Raw genomic sequence first — 16,658 nt, 5'->3', positions numbered from 1 at the left:
AAATTTGTCGGGGTATCAGGCTGAGCATATGCTCAGCCTGATACCAATAAATGAATATAATAACGAAATGACACACCTAGAAAATATAAAAAAACTATTCTCGAAAGACTTTGTTGAAAGCCCTTTGCTGGAGAGTTTTGAAGTTGGAAAAATTTATCTTTCCAGCGGAAAACTGGTTGCGTGCGATCCTTTGATCACAAATGACATGCAGCCTTTTTCTACCACATTTCCGAAAGGGGATTTTTCTGTTTTACTGCACAAAGAAAGAGAAAGTAATTGTGTAGCCTATGCGGAAATCATTTTTGGGAGTGCTGAGGTATCAAAATGGGAACTGGCTACTACACCCGGACAAACTATAAAAGACCTGGCGGAAGGAGAAGTTTTCGGTTATCCCGTAGAAAGCGGAATGGGATGTTTTATGGATGTTGATACACAGGAGCAGCTTAATGAGCTCGAGAAAAGATTATACCACAGTAAAGGGGTAGATTTTTTGGGAATTTATGAAGAATTTTTCCATGAATATTTCTTTGATGAAAATGGGGCCATAGATCAGTATGCATTTCTAAAACCTGCAGAACAGCATCCGGGAACCATCTTTGCATTTGAAACAGGATACGGTGAAGGTTTTTATGCAAGTTATATAGGATATGATAAGAATAATGCGCCTGTAAAAATAGTGACTGAATTTATTGAAATAAGTTAATTATTTTTTAATATTGTCTTTTCTCTTTTGCTATTTTTGTATAATTAATATAAAACACAATGAACTTTTCCTCAGAACAACCCAAAATTATTGTTGTAGGTAGCTCTTCAATCGATTTGGTCCTGGAAACCGAAAAACTTCCCGTGCCGAATGAAACCGTTATGGCTGTAAATTCTGACAGCTATTTTGGTGGAAAAGGAGCCAATCAGGCTGTAGGAACGGCCAGGTTGGGAGCTAGTGTGTATTTCATAGGCTGTGTAGGAATGGATCCGTTGGGGCAGCAGATCATGAGAAATCTGGTAAGTGAAAACGTTAACGTAGGATTTGTTGTTGAAACTGATCTGGAATCTACAGGAACGGCTTACGTGACTACTTCTGACGGAAATGCTGCAATTGTAGTAATTCCGGCAGCGAATAAGCTTTTAGGGATTCATCATATTGAAGATGCAGACCGGTATTTTCATACTTCAGACCTTGTTCTTGTACAGCTTGAAGTATCAATGGCGGTGGTAGATTATACCGTCAAGAAGGCTAAAAAATATGGAAAAAAAGTAGGGCTTTACGCTTCTCCGGCAGCAAGGGTAAGTGAAGAGATTTTAGAAAATGTAGATTTTGTAGTCGTTAAAAGCAGTGAATTATACATTGTTTTTGGCGAAGAGCAAAGGGAAGAAGTCCTGAGAAAATATTTCAACAAAGTTTTCGTAAGAGATGATACCAATTCCACCATTTATTTTGATGGAACTGAAATGAAATATTTCAGGAATGACAGCGATAACAAAACCGTTCATAAAATGGGAATGGGAGATGCATTTACATCAGGATTTGCAATTGCCTTATGTCACAAAAATTCTATCGAAGATTGTGTGAAGTTCGGGAATGAGGTTTCTCTGAAGGTTTCCAAAAAGCAGGGTTCGCAGACCGGATTACCGAAAGTTGAAGATTTCTTTTCCTAAAGCTATTTACTACATATCGAAAGTTGAAGAGTCAGCATTCTAATCATAGATAAAATTTCCACTTTTATAGTGGATTTTTTCTTTTATCATATGGAAAAACTTATTCTTACCACGAAAGATCATGTTTCTGTGACTGCACATCTTTTCTTACCCGAAAACAATCATCACAGGCTTTTGCTGATTAATTCCGCGACAGGGGTAAAACAGCAGGTTTATTTTTCTTTTGCCAGATACTTTTCTGAAAAAGGATTTACGGTGATCACTTATGATTACCGCGGAATCGGACTCTCAAAGCCGGACAATATGAAAGGTTTCAATGCTTCCATGAGGATCTGGGGTTCCGAAGATTACAAAGCCCTTACAAGCTATATAAGAACCCGTTTTTCGGGCTATGAAAAGTTTTGCCTGGGACATTCTGTAGGGGCGTTGATTCTTGGAATGAATGAAGATTCGGAGATCTTTAAGGAATTTATTTTTGTAGGAACCCAGAATGCATTTGTAGGAAACCTGAAATTTAAAACCAAAATAGAAGCTTATCTCGGTTTCGGGATTGCCCAGCCGCTCACCACGCAACTGCTGGGTTATTTTCCTGCCCATTGGTTCGGATTGGGAGAAAGTCTTCCAAAAAATTGTGCTTATGACTGGAGAACCTTAATTTTGAACAGGAAATCTACCAACGGTTTGTTGGAGAAAATAAATGATTATTCTAAAAGATTAAAACAGAAGGTTTTTGTGATCCGTGCGGAAGATGATGTCTGGTTAACGGAAAAAGGGGTTAAAAGTCTCCTCAATGATACCTATCCCAATCTTAAACCTACCTACAGGCTCGTAAAAACTTTCGAATCTGAAAAAGGAGAAATAGGGCATGTTAATTTCTTTAGAAGCTATAATCAGAAGCTTTGGGACATTATTTTAAATGAATTGATATAAATGAAAACTACGATTGGAAAGACAATAGAATTTGTAAAGGAAAAACTGGAAGGAGCAGAAGCAGGGCACGACTGGTTTCATATTGAAAGAGTATGGAAGCTTTCAAAAAAAATAGCTCAGGAAGAAAAGTGTGATCAGGAAGTTGTGGAACTTTCGGCTTTGCTTCATGATATTGCCGATCCTAAATTTTATGACGGTGATGAAACAATAGCATTAAAAGTTTCCAGTGAGTTTTTGGAAAGTCAGCAGGTTTCTGAAGAAGTGATTGAAAAAGTACTGTTTATCATTAAGAATATTTCATTTAAAAACAGAGGTGAAGCTCCAAAAGATCTCCCCATAGAGCTTAAAATTGTTCAGGATGCTGACAGGATTGATGCCATCGGGGCTATTGGTATTGCAAGAACATTTAATTTCGGCGGGTTTAAAAACAACCTGATGTATCATCCCGATATCGAACCCAAACTGAATATGTCTAAAGAAGAATATAAAAAATCTGACGGAACCACGATCAACCATTTTTACGAAAAGCTTCTGCTTTTAAAAGATCTGATGAATACGGAAAAAGGTAAAGAAATGGCTCAGGAAAGGCATAATTTTATGCTGACATTTCTGGATGAGTTTTATAAAGAATGGAATGTTGACTAATATTCTGCTCAAAACTTCTTAAATAAGTATATTTGCAATATGGGATTAATCGTCTTTGTTATCTTTTTATGTCTGCTTCTCTCTCTCTTTTTATCAAAGGTAAAATCGGGAAGAGCAGCTAAATGGGTCAAGTTATTCCGTATTGCAAGTCTTATCTTTTCAATATCTATTTTCACTTACTGGTTTATCAAGAAGAGTGCTGTGGGTATTGTCAGCAATTCTGTCGGGCTGCAGGTGATCAACAAGCTTCCACAAACCCTGGACTTCTATGTAGTCAACGTTAATAATCCGGATAAAAGCGGTGTTTTGGAAGCCAAGCACATCGGAAAAATCCGTCCGGAATATTACAGGATAGAATATCTTAAAATGGATAAATCTGATGAATACTGGATCGTCGGATATCTTGGGAAGAAAAATCTTGTGTATTTTTCCCAGCATTCGGTTCCCAATAAGAACATCGATCAGATTGTTGAAGTACGTAACTATATCAACCAGAGTGTGAGGCTTTCAGACCTGGCAAAAAAGCAGGTGGAAGCCTACAACTATGAAAATGTAAAGCTTGGAATCTGGGTTACTCTGGATCTTCTTCTTCTTTTCCTTAATCTCGTTCTCCTGCTCAGAATAAGAAGATAAAATCTTATTATTATTGATCTTCAAAAATTTCGGTCAATTAAGGATAATCCAGGATCTGCATAATTCGTTCCTTGAATTCTTCAGGACAGTTTTTAATCAGTTTGTCTTTATTGTGTTTACTTATTTGCTGAGGTTCCAGCCATTCGATGACATTTGTGGTAAGACTGTTGTGATCGCTCAGTCTTTTTATGGTATTATTTTCAAAAAAAGTATATTGATCGGCAAGCCAGTTTCCGGCAATGCTGATTGTACAAATTTCCTTTTCCATAATCATTATTTTAGAGGGTTTCAATATCGATTATTATACTCTCTAATATATTGATTTTTTCGTTGTGAATGGGGATTTTAACAATAAAAATATTTTTACACATAAGAGTGAGTTATCTGTAAAAATACAACATGTTTTAACAAATAATTATAAAATAATTAATGAAATTAATGAGAAGATTAAAGTTGTTAAAATAAAGTTCCGGTGCTTTCTGTCGCCATTACAGGGATTGGTAAGTCGGTTTTCCAGCTTTCATTTATTTTTTTGATGAAATATGCAGATAAGAGCGGAGATGCTTTTTCAATATTCTGGTGCACGAAAAAATAAAGATTCTGAAGACCTTCCTTTTTCCATTTCGTTAAATGTTTCAACCAGTCATCCAATCTTTCATAATCACTTTCTGCATTGGCTCCTACATACCGGATAAATGCGGTAGGCGTTGTAAGTCTCATATGAAGCATATCTCTTCTTCCTGCAGTATCTACGATGATATTGGTGATTTGGTGAGCTTCAAACAGGTCGCAGGTGGTATTGAAGACCTCTTCATCGGTAAACCAGTCTGTATTTCTAAGCTCAATAGCCAAAGGCACTTCTTTCGGCCATTCTTTAACGAATTTTTCCAGCCTGTCATAATCTTTCGGTTTAAAATTATCATGAAGCTGCAAAAATACCATTCCCAGTTTTTCATCGAAATTCATTACGGAAGTTGCAAATTGGGTCACTGGCTCGGTTACATCAATAAGCCTTCTGAAATGGGAAACGGTATTGGTGATTTTCGGGAAGAATTTAAAATTTTCCGGAGTTTTTTCTTTCCATGTCATGACCTGTTCGGCGGTTGGCATTCCGTAGAAGGTAGCATTTAACTCAATAGAATTGAATTGTGTGGCATAATAAGTCAATTCATCCTTTGTTCCCTTAGGATAAAATCCTTTAAGATCGGTTTTATTCCATTTTGCACAACCGATAGAAATATTTTCAAGCCCTTTTTTATTGTGGCTTAAAATTTCTTTCGTTCTGGAATGGTCTTTAGGCAACGTAAAATCTATTTTTGAAGGATCTTCTACTTGTCCGAATTTCATATCTGAAGTTTTTGAGAATTATACTGTCTAACAAATATAAAACAAAAACCATAGAAGATTTCCATGGTTTTGATTTAAAAATGTTTCTGTGTAAATTATTCTTTTATAATCTTTTTTGAGACCTCTGATTTATCGGTTGTAATTTTCATAACATATGCACCAACAAGGATCGTCGATAGATTAATAGTTGTTTGTTTCTGATTAAAATCCTGATTGAAAATCATTCTTTCCTGCGCGTTGAATATTTTTACATTTTTAATAATGTCGTCCGATTGTATTTGGATAAAATCTTTTGCGGGATTGGGAAAGACTTTAATTTCCTTATTTTTTTCCTGATTATTTTTTGACACAATACCACAATTCGTTGTAAATGTTATGTCGGGATAAGCTGCCTGTAAATCTGCCAGTTGGGCATCATCCACGCATATTGAGAGATTACTATTGTTAAGATAAAGATCAAAGCCTTCCAGAGATCCGTTTCTGCAATTTATAGAAACAAGGTCAGGCATATTCCATGCACCTAGCTCCTGAAAATTTGAATTGTTTGAAAAATTAAGTTGGGTAATCTGCGGACAATTATTGAAAAAAACACTTTTTAAATTAGTATTATTTGAAGTGTTTACCTGCGATAATAAAGGTAAACCACTTATTGATAAACCTTCAAGATTTATATTATTAGAAATATTTACAGAAGAAAGCAGTTGATTCTCTACAAGTCCCAGTGATTGTAAAGCAACACATTCAGAAATATCTAGAGTATTTATTTGGGTATTATGTAATTCAAGTTCTTTAAGCCCGGTGCATTGTTTTAAATTAATTGTATTTAATTCATTAAAAATACCATCTCTTTGTGCTGCGTAATAACCAATTGCGATTTTTTGTATAGCCGTACAATTTTGTATATCTAATTCTTTTAAATGATCGTTGCCTTTAAAAATAAAGTTTGTCAGTGCAGTACAGTTTTTAGCAATGATTTTTTGCAGATTGCTGGTTACATTAACTGAGGATTCTATTGTACTTGTTTGCAAAGTGCTCAGGTTTGCTAAATTACTTACATTTACAGTATTCATTGTGGCACAGGAATTCGTAATGTCAATATTTTCTAAAGCGGTGGCAACACTGAAATTAACATCATTTGTAATCTTCTGATTAAATGCTGTGAGAGTTTTCAGTTTCGGTAAGCCTGAAAGATTTAATGAAGTTACATCACCAAAATAAGAACCTGAGCTTGTATAATATCCATATCTGTTATAAAAAGAACAGTCGAGTTCTTCCAGGTTGATCAGCCCTGCAGCAGAAAAATCAATGGATGGAGCATTCAGGCCTTTTATTTTCTTCAGACTGGTGCACCCATCCACATTTATATTTCCGATATATAATCCTGTTGTGTTATAATGATCTGATTCTGTCGTAATTTCCTGTAGATTAACACAATTATTGGCAATAAGATTAATATTCTGGTTAAAATAAGAAGGGTTTGGAGTATCTGTTGTGGCATCCAGCTTAATATTTATTAAAGAACTCAGATTGGGTACGGATAATTTTTTTAAATTATAACATGATTTCAGGAGCAAAGATGTTATGTTATTGCAGTTTTCAATATAAAGTTCTTCTATCGCTTTTCCGGTTATGGTAATATTCCCATTGAGTTGAGAGCAATTCTTAAATCTTAATTTTGAAATAGGGACAAAATAATAAGAACTGATATTTAAATTACCGGCAAAATTATTAATATCTGAAACGGAAGAGCAGTTTTCGAATGAAAAGTCAATCGGTACACTCTGAACGGTTCCAGAATTATCTGTCCATACGCCGCTTCCGGTATAGAGCACTTTCTTAATCTTAGGGTTATCAACATAGCTGATTACGGCAGATTTTGAATCTTTTATATACAATTCTTCCACATTAGAAAAAAGCAGTGCATCAGTAATCGTATCTGGCAGGTTGGCATATGTAACTGTTCCGTTAACTTTTACCGTTAAAATCTTCACCTGTTGGGCTTCTGAAAGTTGGATTTCCCCGTCTCCGTTTGCATCTACGGCGATAGAATTCCCACTGAGATTCTTTGCAATATCATTGCTTGGGTTGGAGCTCAGAATCAAAGCCTTAAACTTTGAATCATTAAAATTTAAAGTCTGAGAATAAGCTATAGAAAAACAGCTTACACATAGGGCAAGTAAAATTTTGTTCATATTTATGTTTTTTGTTTTTTATCAAATTTCATACGAGGGATATAAAATTTGATTTTGCTAAAGTAATATTTTTTTCAATACCTTATTTTTTAATTTTCTTTATAATGATTTAATTGTTAATGCTTTAAAAGAAGTGTTTAACTTTTTTTATATAAACATAAATAATAAAACAGGAAGGAGTGAGTGAATTGCCAAATAATAAATATTTATGAATGGTAAATTTAAATTTTTATAAAATTTTAAAAACAAATAGAAAAGCACACTTAAAAAGTGTGCTTTGATTAATATGCAGTGTTTATTATTTGTGGCTTATGCTTCACAAGCAGAGCACGTTACAAAATTTACCATCATTTCTTTAGACACGGAAGAGCTTCTCTGGTAGTAAAGGGTTTTCACTCCTTTTTTCCATGCTTCAATATAAAGATAATTGACATCTTTTACAGGCATCGTAGACGGGATCTGTAGGTTCAGCGACTGAGCCTGGTCGATATACTGTTGTCTCTGGGCAGCCTGAGAGATGATTTCCATCGGAGAGATCTCTTTGAATGTTTTGAATACTGCTTTTTCTTCGTCAGTCAATTCCGTTAAATGTTGTACTGAACCGTGATTCAACATGATTGTTCTCCATGTTTCTTCATTGTCAAGCCCTTTTTCTTCTAACAATTTAGCCAGATATTTATTTTTACGCATAAAGTTTCCTTTAGCTAAACCTGCTTTGTAATAGTTGGAAGCGAAAGGCTCGATTCCCGGGGAAGTCTGTCCTAAAATGGCAGAACTTGAAGTGGTAGGAGCAATGGCCATTGTGGTGGTATTTCTCACTCCGTATCCTTTTAATAATTCAGGTTCTCCGTAAATATTGGCTAGTTCTTTTGAAGCCTGGTCAGCCTGTTCTTTAATATGTCTGAAAGCTCTTGCATTGAATTGGGTTGCTTCAAAACTTTCAAACGGAATCATATTCTTCTGTAAATAAGAATGGTATCCTAAAACCCCTAATCCAAGCGCTCTGTGACGCATTGCAAAATTTCTTGCTCCCTGTAAATAATAGTTTCCTTCGGTTTTTTCGATAAATTCTGATAAAACAGCGTCCAGGAAATAGATGGCTAATTTTACAGCATCCGTATCTTTCCATTCATCATATAATTCTAAATTCATGGAAGACAGACAGCAGATGAAAGATTCTTCCCTGGTAGAAGGAAGCATGATTTCAGAACAAAGGTTACTTGCATTTACCGTTAATCCCAAGTCTTTGTAAACCTGTGGCTTATTTCTGTTGACGTTGTCTGTAAAGAAGATATAAGGAAGACCTTTTTGCTGACGGCTTTCCAGTACTCTTGCCCAGATTTTACGTTTTTCCATATCACCATCGATCATATCCTGCATCCAGTAATCCGGAACACAGATTCCTGTAAACAGGTTCTGGATCGGACTTCCGATATCTTTGATAGATAAGAATTCTTCAATATCACCGTGGTCGATATCGAGATACGCAGCAAAAGCTCCTCTTCTTACACCCCCTTGAGATACTACATCCATCGCAGTATCAAAAAGTTTCATGAAAGAAACGGCTCCTGAAGATTTTCCGTTATCAGTTACAGCAGTTCCTCTGTTACGAAGTTCCCCGAAATATCCTGAAGTTCCCCCACCGATTTTAGTCTGCATGATGACTTCACCCATTTTGTGAGTGATCCCTTCAATGCTGTCCGGAATATGAACGTTGAAACAAGAAATAGGAAGACCTCTTTGTGTTCCCATGTTTGCCCAAACGGGAGATGAGAAGCTGATCCATCCTTTAGTGATCATTTCCTTGAAAGCAGGTTGTAGTTCGGGTTTATATAGTTTTTTGGCAGCTGCAGTTGTAATTCTGTCGATAGCCCCTTCTACGGTTTCTCCTTTTAACAGATAACCTCTGTTAAGCATTTGCTCAGACTCTTCATTGAGCCACCATATATTTGTAGTTTGTTCTTCCATAGTTGTTATATTTTCGAATTCCCGACAGTTTAATACCCAGGAATTTTGCTTCTTATATTGATTGTAAAATTTCTACCTTGTGGGAACCGTTCAGTCCGCTTTCATCTCTTAATCTCTGAAATTCTTTAAAAGACGGAACATTCAAAACCTCATATTGAGCCTCTTCATTGATGTAATTGGAGTAATGAACAAAAGTAATACCGTCTTCTTTTACAAACACCTTATATTCAAATGTTTCCTGATCTAAATTTTTAAAATCATTCAGGAAGTTCTGAATATTGGCTTTGTTTTCTGAAACAAAATCAGGATTTACGGTGTAAGATACGATTACGTTGATCATTATTTATGTTTTGGTTTGTGCCGATTATTGTCATTTGAAAACGAAGGATCTTGTTTAGATACTTTGTTTCCGTAAATGACATTGGAAATATTAACTGCTTTGACGCTCGCTTCGCTCGCGCCCATCTGTTTAAAACAAATCGTTTGCAGTAATACTCTTATCGTGTTTCGTATAATCTACAGGTCTTTTGGCGAAGAAATCATCCATAGAATTAGCGAAAACTTCCTCTTCAAACCATTTCATCGGACGGTATTGTTCCGGAGAAACATTGTAACGGGTATTCATGTTAATTTTCTTTAAGCTGTCATCAACACGGTATTTCATGAAGTTGAGCAGGTCTTCTTTTGAGAAAACGCTTAATTCTCCCAATTCGAAAATCCAGTTAAGGATTTCACTTTCCAATTCTACCGATTGGTCTACCAGAGTATAGATGTCTTCGATATCGGAATCCGTTAGTAATTCAGGCTGTTCCTCACGGATTTTATTGATTAAATAAATTCCTGCATTAGCGTGGATTTGTTCATCAACTGAAGTCCATGCAATGATATTGGAAACATTTTTCATGTATCCTTTAAATCTTGTGAAAGAAAGGATAATGGCAAACTGTGAAAAAAGGGATACGTTTTCGATCAGGATGCTGAATAACAACAGTGAAGAAACGTATTCTTTCGGTGTAGCAGAATTGGCATGTTTAAGAACGTTTGACAGGAAGTCAATTCTCTTTTTCACGGCAGGAATTTCAATAACGTGGGTAAATTCTTCGTTATATCCCAAGACTTCCAGCAAACGGGAATAAGCTTCGGAATGACGGAATTCACATTCTGCAAAAGTAGCGCCCAACCCGTTAAATTCAGGCTTTGGAAGGTGATTGTATAGGTTTCCCCAGAATGTCTTTACAGACACCTCGATCTGTGCAATAGCCAAAAGTGCATTTTTCACAGCATGTTTTTCGTGTGGCTCTAACTGCGAATGAAAATCCTGAACATCTGCAGTAAAGTCCACTTCAGAATGCACCCAGAACGATTTATTGATCGCCTCTACAAATTGAAGAACCTCAGGGTATTCAAATGGCTTATAGCTTATTCTTTTATCAAAAATTCCCATATTAAAATGTCTTTAAAATTAAAATAATTAGATCACTGTGGATAAAATGCAAGAAATATTTAACGTTCTGATTGTTTGAAACTTATATTTAAAAGTTATTCACTTACATGAAGTATTTATTTCTTGTTACGTGCGAAGCACAAAGTTCGAAAAAAAGAACTGATTTTAAAAGGGGTAAATACTAATTGGCTGAGTTTTAACCGTAAAAGTTTTCCACATTTACATGAAAGGTGCACGGATATGGGCTTACATACAATTATCAGTGAAAAATGAATAAAATTGTGAAGTTACAATTAAACAGATTCTTGTAAATGCTTATAAATAAGGATAAAATTAATTAAACACTAATTTATTTGAATAAATTTTAATTCTTGTAACAAATTAAAAATAACTTCTACTTATTAGGAATAAAAACAAACATCACTTAATGTTAGTAATTCATAATTTACATAAATCATACGATACGGGTAAAAGTAAATTGCACGTTCTCAAGGGAATCAATCTTAATATTTCCGAGGGCGAGTTTGTTTCTATCATGGGAAGCTCCGGTTCCGGAAAATCTACACTCCTTAATATTATAGGAATTCTGGATGAAAAAGATTCAGGAACTTATGAGTTAGACGGAGTACCGATTGAGCATTTGTCTGAAGTAAAAGCCGCCGAATACAGAAGTAAATTTCTGGGGTTCATTTTCCAGTCTTTCAACCTGATTGGCTATAAAACAGCTTTGGATAATGTTGCCCTTCCTTTATATTATCAGAATATACCAAGGAAAGAACGTAATCAGAAAGCCATGGAATACCTGGAGAAAGTGGGACTGGCGCAATGGGCCAATCATCTTCCCAACGAACTTTCCGGAGGGCAGAAACAGAGGGTTGCAATTGCGAGAGCTTTAATCACCAATCCTAAAGTGGTTTTGGCGGATGAGCCTACAGGAGCATTGGATTCCAAAACGACCCATGATATTATGAAGCTTCTTCAGGACATTAATAACGAAGGAAAAACCATCATCGTTGTAACCCACGAACCGGACGTTGCAGCACAGACGAAAAGAAACGTTATTTTGAAAGACGGAATCATTGAAAGTGATGAGTTTATAAAGCAGATTGTACTATAGGTGAAATTGTGAATGGTAAATTTTGCGTTGCAAGTGAATTTTTAAATCATTGTGAATAATGAATCATCATTTTAAATTTTTAGAAGATAATTATTAAAAAATACACACAAATGAATTCGAAAAAAAATAAAAATGTTTTTAAATCTGAACCATTATAAACTTGATGTTTATCAATCGGCAAGAGAATTAAGAATTGAATGCTATAGGATTTTATCCAGAATTCCGAATAGTGAAAGATTTAATCTGATCGATCAGATTCGCAGAGCTTCAACTTCAGTTGTACTGAATATAACTGAGGGTTGTTCCAGAAAATCGGAAATTGAAAGAAAAAGATATTTTGAAATAGCAAGAGGCTCAGTTATAGAATTGGATTCTTGTTTTGATATAATTATCGACAGTGATTATATTAAAAAGGAAGAATTAATGAAAATTGAAAAATTAATCAAAACAACATTTATCTTATTAAGTGGAATGTTGAAAAAAGGATAAAAAAAATTGTGAATTGTCAATAGTGAATTTAAAATTAAGATTGACAACGAAGTTGATTCACTTCAAAGAAAATTCACAACGCAGTTAATTGACTTTTTACAAGGTAAAAAATAAAAACTATGTTTGACCTAGATCGTTGGCAGGAAATATTCAGTTCTATCCGCAGTAATGTATTGCGGACGGTACTTTCGGGGTTTACGGTGGCTTTGGGATTGTTTATTTTTATTGTTCTTTTCGGGATTGGAAAGGGGCTACAGAATGCCTTTACGGAGGGATTTGCAAGAGATGCACAGAACCTTATCACGATCTATACAGGTAAAACCACGATGGCTTATAAAGGACTTCAGTCTGATAGAACAGTCACGATGGATAATGACGATTATGATTTTCTGATCAATACTGATAAAGAAAAAGTAGGTGATGCCAGTCCAAGATACAGCACCAACCTGATGGTAAAATACGGGAAAGAAAGCGGGACTTACCAGATCAACGGGGCAAAACCGGGAGAACAGGTTATTGAGAACAGAAAAATGCTGGACGGGCGCTATCTTTCACCTATGGATCTTGAAAAAAAGCAGAATGTGGCGGTGATCGGAAGAATGGTGCAGCGTGACCTGATCAAGAATGGAAGTCCGGTAGGAAAAGACCTGAATATCAACGGAACCATGTTCAGAGTGGTGGGTGTGTTTTCTGACGATGGCGGAGACCGGGATGAAAGACATATTACAGTTCCTATTACCACGCTTCAGCAAATGAAGAAAGGATCAGATACGGTAAATACCATATATATTGCCTATAATGAAAAGCTGATGCCTCAGGAAGCCATAAAATATGGTGATGAACTTAAAGATAAACTGAAGGCAAGAAAAAATGTCGCTCCTGATGATTCGAACGGAGTAGGTGTCTGGAACAATGCCCAGAATATGGAAGGAACCTTCCAGTTCATGTTTGTGCTTACGATCATTGTAGGATTTATAGGAATGGGAACGCTGTTGGCAGGAATTATCGGTATCAGTAATATCATGGTGTATATCGTAAAGGAAAGAACCAAAGAGATCGGGGTGCGTAAGGCCATCGGAGCAAAACCAAGAAGTATCGTAGCGCTGATTGTACAGGAAAGTGTCGTGATAACGGTAGTTTCAGGGATTGTCGGAGTGGCTGTGGGTGTACTTGCTCTGAGTTTAATAGGAGACAGTCTTGAAGAATTTTTCATCAAAAATCCGGGTGTAGGATGGGGAACCATCTTTATGGCATTTATAGCTTTGGTGTTTTCCGGGCTTATTGCAGGATTCGTTCCTGCATACAGGGCTTCCAGGATCAAACCGATAGAAGCGTTGAGAACAGAATAATATTGGTAAAAAAGCAAAAAGGCAAAAAAGTGAATTTACTGATAAAGAAAGGATATTTAGTCAATCTTGCTGTTCGCAGTTCTGCCTTTTGACTATTAACATATAACAAATAACTCAAAGAAGTGAACATTTTATTTAAAAAAGATACTTGGCAGGAAATTTATTATTCACTGAGGAATAATAAGCTTCGGACGTTCCTTACCATGATTGGTGTGGGCTGGGGAATGTTTTTATATGTGAGCCTTCTTGGAGCGGCAAAAGGGATGGAAAACGGTTTTGATAAATTGTTTTCAGGATTTGCAACCAACTCCATTTTCTTGTTTGCACAGGCAACTTCCATTCCGTATGACGGATTTCCTAAAGGTAGAGAAGTTCACCTGAAGCTGTCCGATATGGATATGCTGAAACAGAGAATTAATGCGATAGATTATATTTCGCCACAGAATTCCAGAGGAAGCTTTACCGGAACGCCGGGAGAAACCATGTCAAGAAACGGTAAAAAGGGGACTTATGGCCTTACGGGAGATTATCCTGTGGGAAATAAAATTTCAGAGAAGAAGCTTATTTTCGGGCGTTATATCAATGATGCCGATGTAATGGGCAATAAGAATGTGGCGGTAATCGGAGAAGAGATATATAAAAACTTTTTTGATGCCAAGAAAAATGAAAATCCGATCGGGAAATCGATCAATGTAAAAGGAATCTTCTTTAATGTCATCGGGGTATTCCGGGTGAAAAAAGGTGGAGGTTTTGAAAGTGACCAGTCGGCATTTATTCCGCTTTCTACCTTTACAAAGATGTACAATGCCGGAGATCAGATTGATATGTTTGCGATTGTAGGTAAGCCTACTGCAGATCTGAGCATAGTAGAGGAAGATGTAAAGCAGGTGCTGAAAGCTGAAAATAAAGTGTCTCCGGAAGATACCAATGCTTTTGTAAGTTTCAATATAGGAAAGGAATTTAAAAAACTGACAGGTTTCCTTACCGGGATGCAGCTTCTGACGATTATCGTAGGAACCTTAACAATTCTTGCCGGAGTTATTGCGATCTCCAACATACTTCTGATCACCGTAAAGGAAAGGACGAAAGAAATTGGGATACGAAGAGCTTTGGGGGCAAAGCCCGCTGAAGTAAGAAACCAGATTCTGCTGGAAAGTGTTGTGATTACATTGTCTTCGGGATTACTGGGATTCATGTCCGGAATTTTTGTTCTGATTATTCTTAATATGGTTACCCAGAACCAGGATAAGTTCCCATTTTATAACCCGACCGTTAATTATGGAAACGTATTCGGAGCTATGGCAGTAATGGTAATCCTAGGTTTGATCATCGGAATGATTCCGGCGCAGCGTGCAGTGAAAATACGCCCGATTGAAGCACTGAGATCAGAATAATGATGAAAAGTTTTTGAATGATTAAATTCTTCAATCTTTAAATCATTTAAATTAATAGTAAAAATAAACTAGATATATGAAAAAGAAATTCACTTGGAAAAAAGCCATTTATATTGTACTGGGGCTTTTATTTGCAGTGGCATTATTCTCCGGGATCGGGTATCTCGTAAAATCAAATTCTAAACAGAGTGAAGCTTTCCTGACCAGAAAACCAAGCTACCAGAACATGGAAGACAAAGTGATGGCTACCGGAAAAATTGTTCCGAAAGAAGAGATTGAGATCAAACCGAACATTGCAGGAATCATTGATAAAATTCTGGTAGATGAAGGTGACAAAGTAGTGGCGGGGCAATTGATTGCAACAGTAAGAATTATCCCTAATGTGGCAGAAGTAAACAATGCCCAGCAGGACGTAGTGAATTCCCAGCTGCAGATCAGTAATGCTAAAATGAATGTGGATAATATGCAGAAGCAGTTTTCTATGCAGGAAAAGCTGTATAAACAGGGTGTGATTTCCAAGCAGGAATATTTAAACTCACAGCAACAACTGTTTTCACAGCAGCAGGCCCTTAAAAATGCGAATCAGCAACTGGCTACCGCTCAGAAAAGATTGCAGATTGTAAAAACAGGTGCTACCCCGGAACTGCAAGGTCTGGCAACAACCCAGATCCGTTCCAAAGCAGCAGGTACCGTTCTTGAAGTTCCTGTAAAAGTGGGAAGCCAGGTAATTGAAGCCAACTCATTCAACGCGGGTACAACGATCTGTTCTATTGCAGACCTTAATTCACTGATCTTCCAGGGAGAAATAGATGAAGCCCAGGCCGGAAAACTGAAACAGGGAATGGACATGAAAATCGTGATCGGTGCCCTTCAGAATAAAACATTCCCGGGAAAGCTGACGATGATTGCTCCTAAAGGAAAAGACAACCTTGGAACCATAAAATTCCCTGTAGAAGGGGATGTAAATAATCCTAATAATGAATACATCAGAGCCGGATTCTCTGCAAATGGAGAAATTGTCCTGAAATCTGAAAAAAACGCATTACTGTTGGATGAATCACTGATCCAGTACGAAAAGAAAAACGGTAAAGACATTCCTTTTGTAGAAGTGAAGCAGCCAGACGGAAAGTTCAAAAAAGTTTATGTAAAACTGGGAGCCAGCGACGGGATCAATGTACAGATCCTTTCAGGAATCACCAAAGACTCCGAAGTAAAAGTATGGAACCCTTCTGATAAAGATAAGGAAGAGCTTAAAGAAAAGAAAAAATAATAAACTAACCAGATATTTATCTGCGATCCCGGGAATTTTTTCCGGGATTTTTTGTGGCTTAAAGCACCCATAAGATTGTCATGTAGATTGTGGGCTCAATACCAATACATTCGCGAGAGAGCGCGGCACAACCATTTTTAGTTTTAAAAAAGCAAAAGTGGATATCAATCAAAAAATAAAAAAAGAAATTGAGCATGAGAAAAGTGAGTATTAAATTATATTTT

General features: G+C 36.4%; 16 protein-coding genes. 10 read left to right on the top strand and 6 right to left on the bottom strand.

Going from position 1 to position 16,658, the window contains the following annotated elements:
- Positions 1-67: 67 nt before the first annotated feature.
- The 5 genes from AB8P06_RS09300 (at position 68) to AB8P06_RS09280 (ending at position 3,864) form a co-directional block, all read left to right on the top strand.
- A complete protein-coding gene (locus AB8P06_RS09300; RefSeq protein WP_369840746.1) occupies positions 68-703 on the top strand; it encodes a DUF4241 domain-containing protein in 636 nt (211 codons plus the stop codon).
- 59 nt (positions 704-762) lie between these two features.
- The gene (locus AB8P06_RS09295) at positions 763-1,656 is read left to right on the top strand and encodes a PfkB family carbohydrate kinase (RefSeq protein ID WP_369840745.1); all 894 of its coding nucleotides are present in this window, start codon (positions 763-765) and stop codon (positions 1,654-1,656) included.
- 90 nt (positions 1,657-1,746) lie between these two features.
- Positions 1,747-2,586 (top strand): alpha/beta hydrolase family protein, encoded by an 840-nt coding sequence (locus AB8P06_RS09290; RefSeq protein WP_369840743.1) that lies wholly within the window; start codon positions 1,747-1,749, stop codon positions 2,584-2,586.
- Positions 2,587-3,231: an HD domain-containing protein gene (locus AB8P06_RS09285; RefSeq protein ID WP_369840741.1), complete on the top strand. Its 645-nt coding sequence runs from the start codon at positions 2,587-2,589 to the stop codon at positions 3,229-3,231. It abuts the gene before it with no gap.
- 39 nt (positions 3,232-3,270) lie between these two features.
- The gene (locus AB8P06_RS09280) at positions 3,271-3,864 is read left to right on the top strand and encodes a hypothetical protein (protein ID WP_369840739.1); all 594 of its coding nucleotides are present in this window, start codon (positions 3,271-3,273) and stop codon (positions 3,862-3,864) included.
- A gap of 37 nt (positions 3,865-3,901) precedes the next feature.
- Here the strand turns inward: AB8P06_RS09280 and AB8P06_RS09275 are convergent, their stop codons facing one another.
- The 6 genes from AB8P06_RS09275 to AB8P06_RS09250 form a co-directional block, all read right to left on the bottom strand.
- Entirely contained in the window at positions 3,902-4,132 is a 231-nt protein-coding gene (locus AB8P06_RS09275; protein WP_369840737.1) for a hypothetical protein, read from the bottom strand.
- Between the two features lie 188 nt (positions 4,133-4,320).
- Entirely contained in the window at positions 4,321-5,211 is an 891-nt protein-coding gene (locus tag AB8P06_RS09270) for a DUF72 domain-containing protein (protein WP_369840735.1), read from the bottom strand.
- A 95-nt stretch (positions 5,212-5,306) separates the two neighbouring features.
- The gene (locus tag AB8P06_RS09265; RefSeq protein ID WP_369840733.1) at positions 5,307-7,403 is read right to left on the bottom strand and encodes a T9SS type A sorting domain-containing protein; all 2,097 of its coding nucleotides are present in this window, start codon (positions 7,401-7,403) and stop codon (positions 5,307-5,309) included.
- Positions 7,404-7,712: 309 nt separating this feature from the next.
- A complete protein-coding gene (locus tag AB8P06_RS09260; protein WP_262483284.1) occupies positions 7,713-9,380 on the bottom strand; it encodes a ribonucleoside-diphosphate reductase subunit alpha in 1,668 nt (555 codons plus the stop codon).
- Between the two features lie 43 nt (positions 9,381-9,423).
- Positions 9,424-9,711: a hypothetical protein gene (locus tag AB8P06_RS09255; protein ID WP_369840731.1), complete on the bottom strand. Its 288-nt coding sequence runs from the start codon at positions 9,709-9,711 to the stop codon at positions 9,424-9,426.
- A 129-nt stretch (positions 9,712-9,840) separates the two neighbouring features.
- Positions 9,841-10,815 carry a ribonucleotide-diphosphate reductase subunit beta gene (locus tag AB8P06_RS09250; protein ID WP_369840729.1) on the bottom strand — a complete coding sequence of 325 codons (975 nt, stop codon included), beginning with the start codon at positions 10,813-10,815 and terminating at the stop codon, positions 9,841-9,843.
- Positions 10,816-11,242: 427 nt separating this feature from the next.
- Between AB8P06_RS09250 and AB8P06_RS09245 the strand changes: the two genes are divergently transcribed.
- The 5 genes from AB8P06_RS09245 to AB8P06_RS09225 all read left to right on the top strand — a co-directional run bounded on the left by AB8P06_RS09245 (position 11,243) and on the right by AB8P06_RS09225 (position 16,434).
- Entirely contained in the window at positions 11,243-11,932 is a 690-nt protein-coding gene (locus AB8P06_RS09245) for an ABC transporter ATP-binding protein (protein WP_369840727.1), read from the top strand.
- 132 nt (positions 11,933-12,064) lie between these two features.
- Positions 12,065-12,421 carry a four helix bundle protein gene (locus AB8P06_RS09240; protein ID WP_369840725.1) on the top strand — a complete coding sequence of 119 codons (357 nt, stop codon included), beginning with the start codon at positions 12,065-12,067 and terminating at the stop codon, positions 12,419-12,421.
- A 119-nt stretch (positions 12,422-12,540) separates the two neighbouring features.
- Positions 12,541-13,770, top strand: a complete 1,230-nt coding sequence (locus AB8P06_RS09235) for an ABC transporter permease (RefSeq protein ID WP_369840723.1) — start codon at positions 12,541-12,543, stop codon at positions 13,768-13,770.
- Positions 13,771-13,892: 122 nt separating this feature from the next.
- The gene (locus AB8P06_RS09230) at positions 13,893-15,164 is read left to right on the top strand and encodes an ABC transporter permease (RefSeq protein ID WP_369840721.1); all 1,272 of its coding nucleotides are present in this window, start codon (positions 13,893-13,895) and stop codon (positions 15,162-15,164) included.
- Between the two features lie 76 nt (positions 15,165-15,240).
- Positions 15,241-16,434 (top strand): efflux RND transporter periplasmic adaptor subunit, encoded by a 1,194-nt coding sequence (locus AB8P06_RS09225; RefSeq protein ID WP_369840719.1) that lies wholly within the window; start codon positions 15,241-15,243, stop codon positions 16,432-16,434.
- The last annotated feature ends 224 nt before the right edge of the window (positions 16,435-16,658 follow it).

Origin of the sequence: Chryseobacterium tongliaonense, assembly GCF_041224435.1 — a bacterium.
Classification (GTDB): domain Bacteria; phylum Bacteroidota; class Bacteroidia; order Flavobacteriales; family Weeksellaceae; genus Chryseobacterium; species Chryseobacterium tongliaoense.
The sequence above is the reverse complement of the archived record's forward strand: the minus strand, read 5'-3'. Positions and strand labels throughout refer to the sequence as shown.

Bases quoted from the DNA above. Each gene is read 5' to 3' on its own strand.
- AB8P06_RS09300 (WP_369840746.1), top strand. From the start codon at position 68: ATGACACACCTAGAAAATATAAAAAAACTATTCTCGAAAGACTTTGTT.
- AB8P06_RS09295 (WP_369840745.1), top strand. From the start codon at position 763: ATGAACTTTTCCTCAGAACAACCCAAAATTATTGTTGTAGGTAGCTCT.
- AB8P06_RS09290 (WP_369840743.1), top strand. From the start codon at position 1,747: ATGGAAAAACTTATTCTTACCACGAAAGATCATGTTTCTGTGACTGCA.
- AB8P06_RS09285 (WP_369840741.1), top strand. From the start codon at position 2,587: ATGAAAACTACGATTGGAAAGACAATAGAATTTGTAAAGGAAAAACTG.
- AB8P06_RS09280 (WP_369840739.1), top strand. From the start codon at position 3,271: ATGGGATTAATCGTCTTTGTTATCTTTTTATGTCTGCTTCTCTCTCTC.
- AB8P06_RS09275 (WP_369840737.1), bottom strand. From the start codon at position 4,132: ATGGAAAAGGAAATTTGTACAATCAGCATTGCCGGAAACTGGCTTGCC.
- AB8P06_RS09270 (WP_369840735.1), bottom strand. From the start codon at position 5,211: ATGAAATTCGGACAAGTAGAAGATCCTTCAAAAATAGATTTTACGTTG.
- AB8P06_RS09265 (WP_369840733.1), bottom strand. From the start codon at position 7,403: ATGAACAAAATTTTACTTGCCCTATGTGTAAGCTGTTTTTCTATAGCT.
- AB8P06_RS09255 (WP_369840731.1), bottom strand. From the start codon at position 9,711: ATGATCAACGTAATCGTATCTTACACCGTAAATCCTGATTTTGTTTCA.
- AB8P06_RS09250 (WP_369840729.1), bottom strand. From the start codon at position 10,815: ATGGGAATTTTTGATAAAAGAATAAGCTATAAGCCATTTGAATACCCT.
- AB8P06_RS09245 (WP_369840727.1), top strand. From the start codon at position 11,243: ATGTTAGTAATTCATAATTTACATAAATCATACGATACGGGTAAAAGT.
- AB8P06_RS09240 (WP_369840725.1), top strand. From the start codon at position 12,065: ATGTTTTTAAATCTGAACCATTATAAACTTGATGTTTATCAATCGGCA.
- AB8P06_RS09235 (WP_369840723.1), top strand. From the start codon at position 12,541: ATGTTTGACCTAGATCGTTGGCAGGAAATATTCAGTTCTATCCGCAGT.
- AB8P06_RS09225 (WP_369840719.1), top strand. From the start codon at position 15,241: ATGAAAAAGAAATTCACTTGGAAAAAAGCCATTTATATTGTACTGGGG.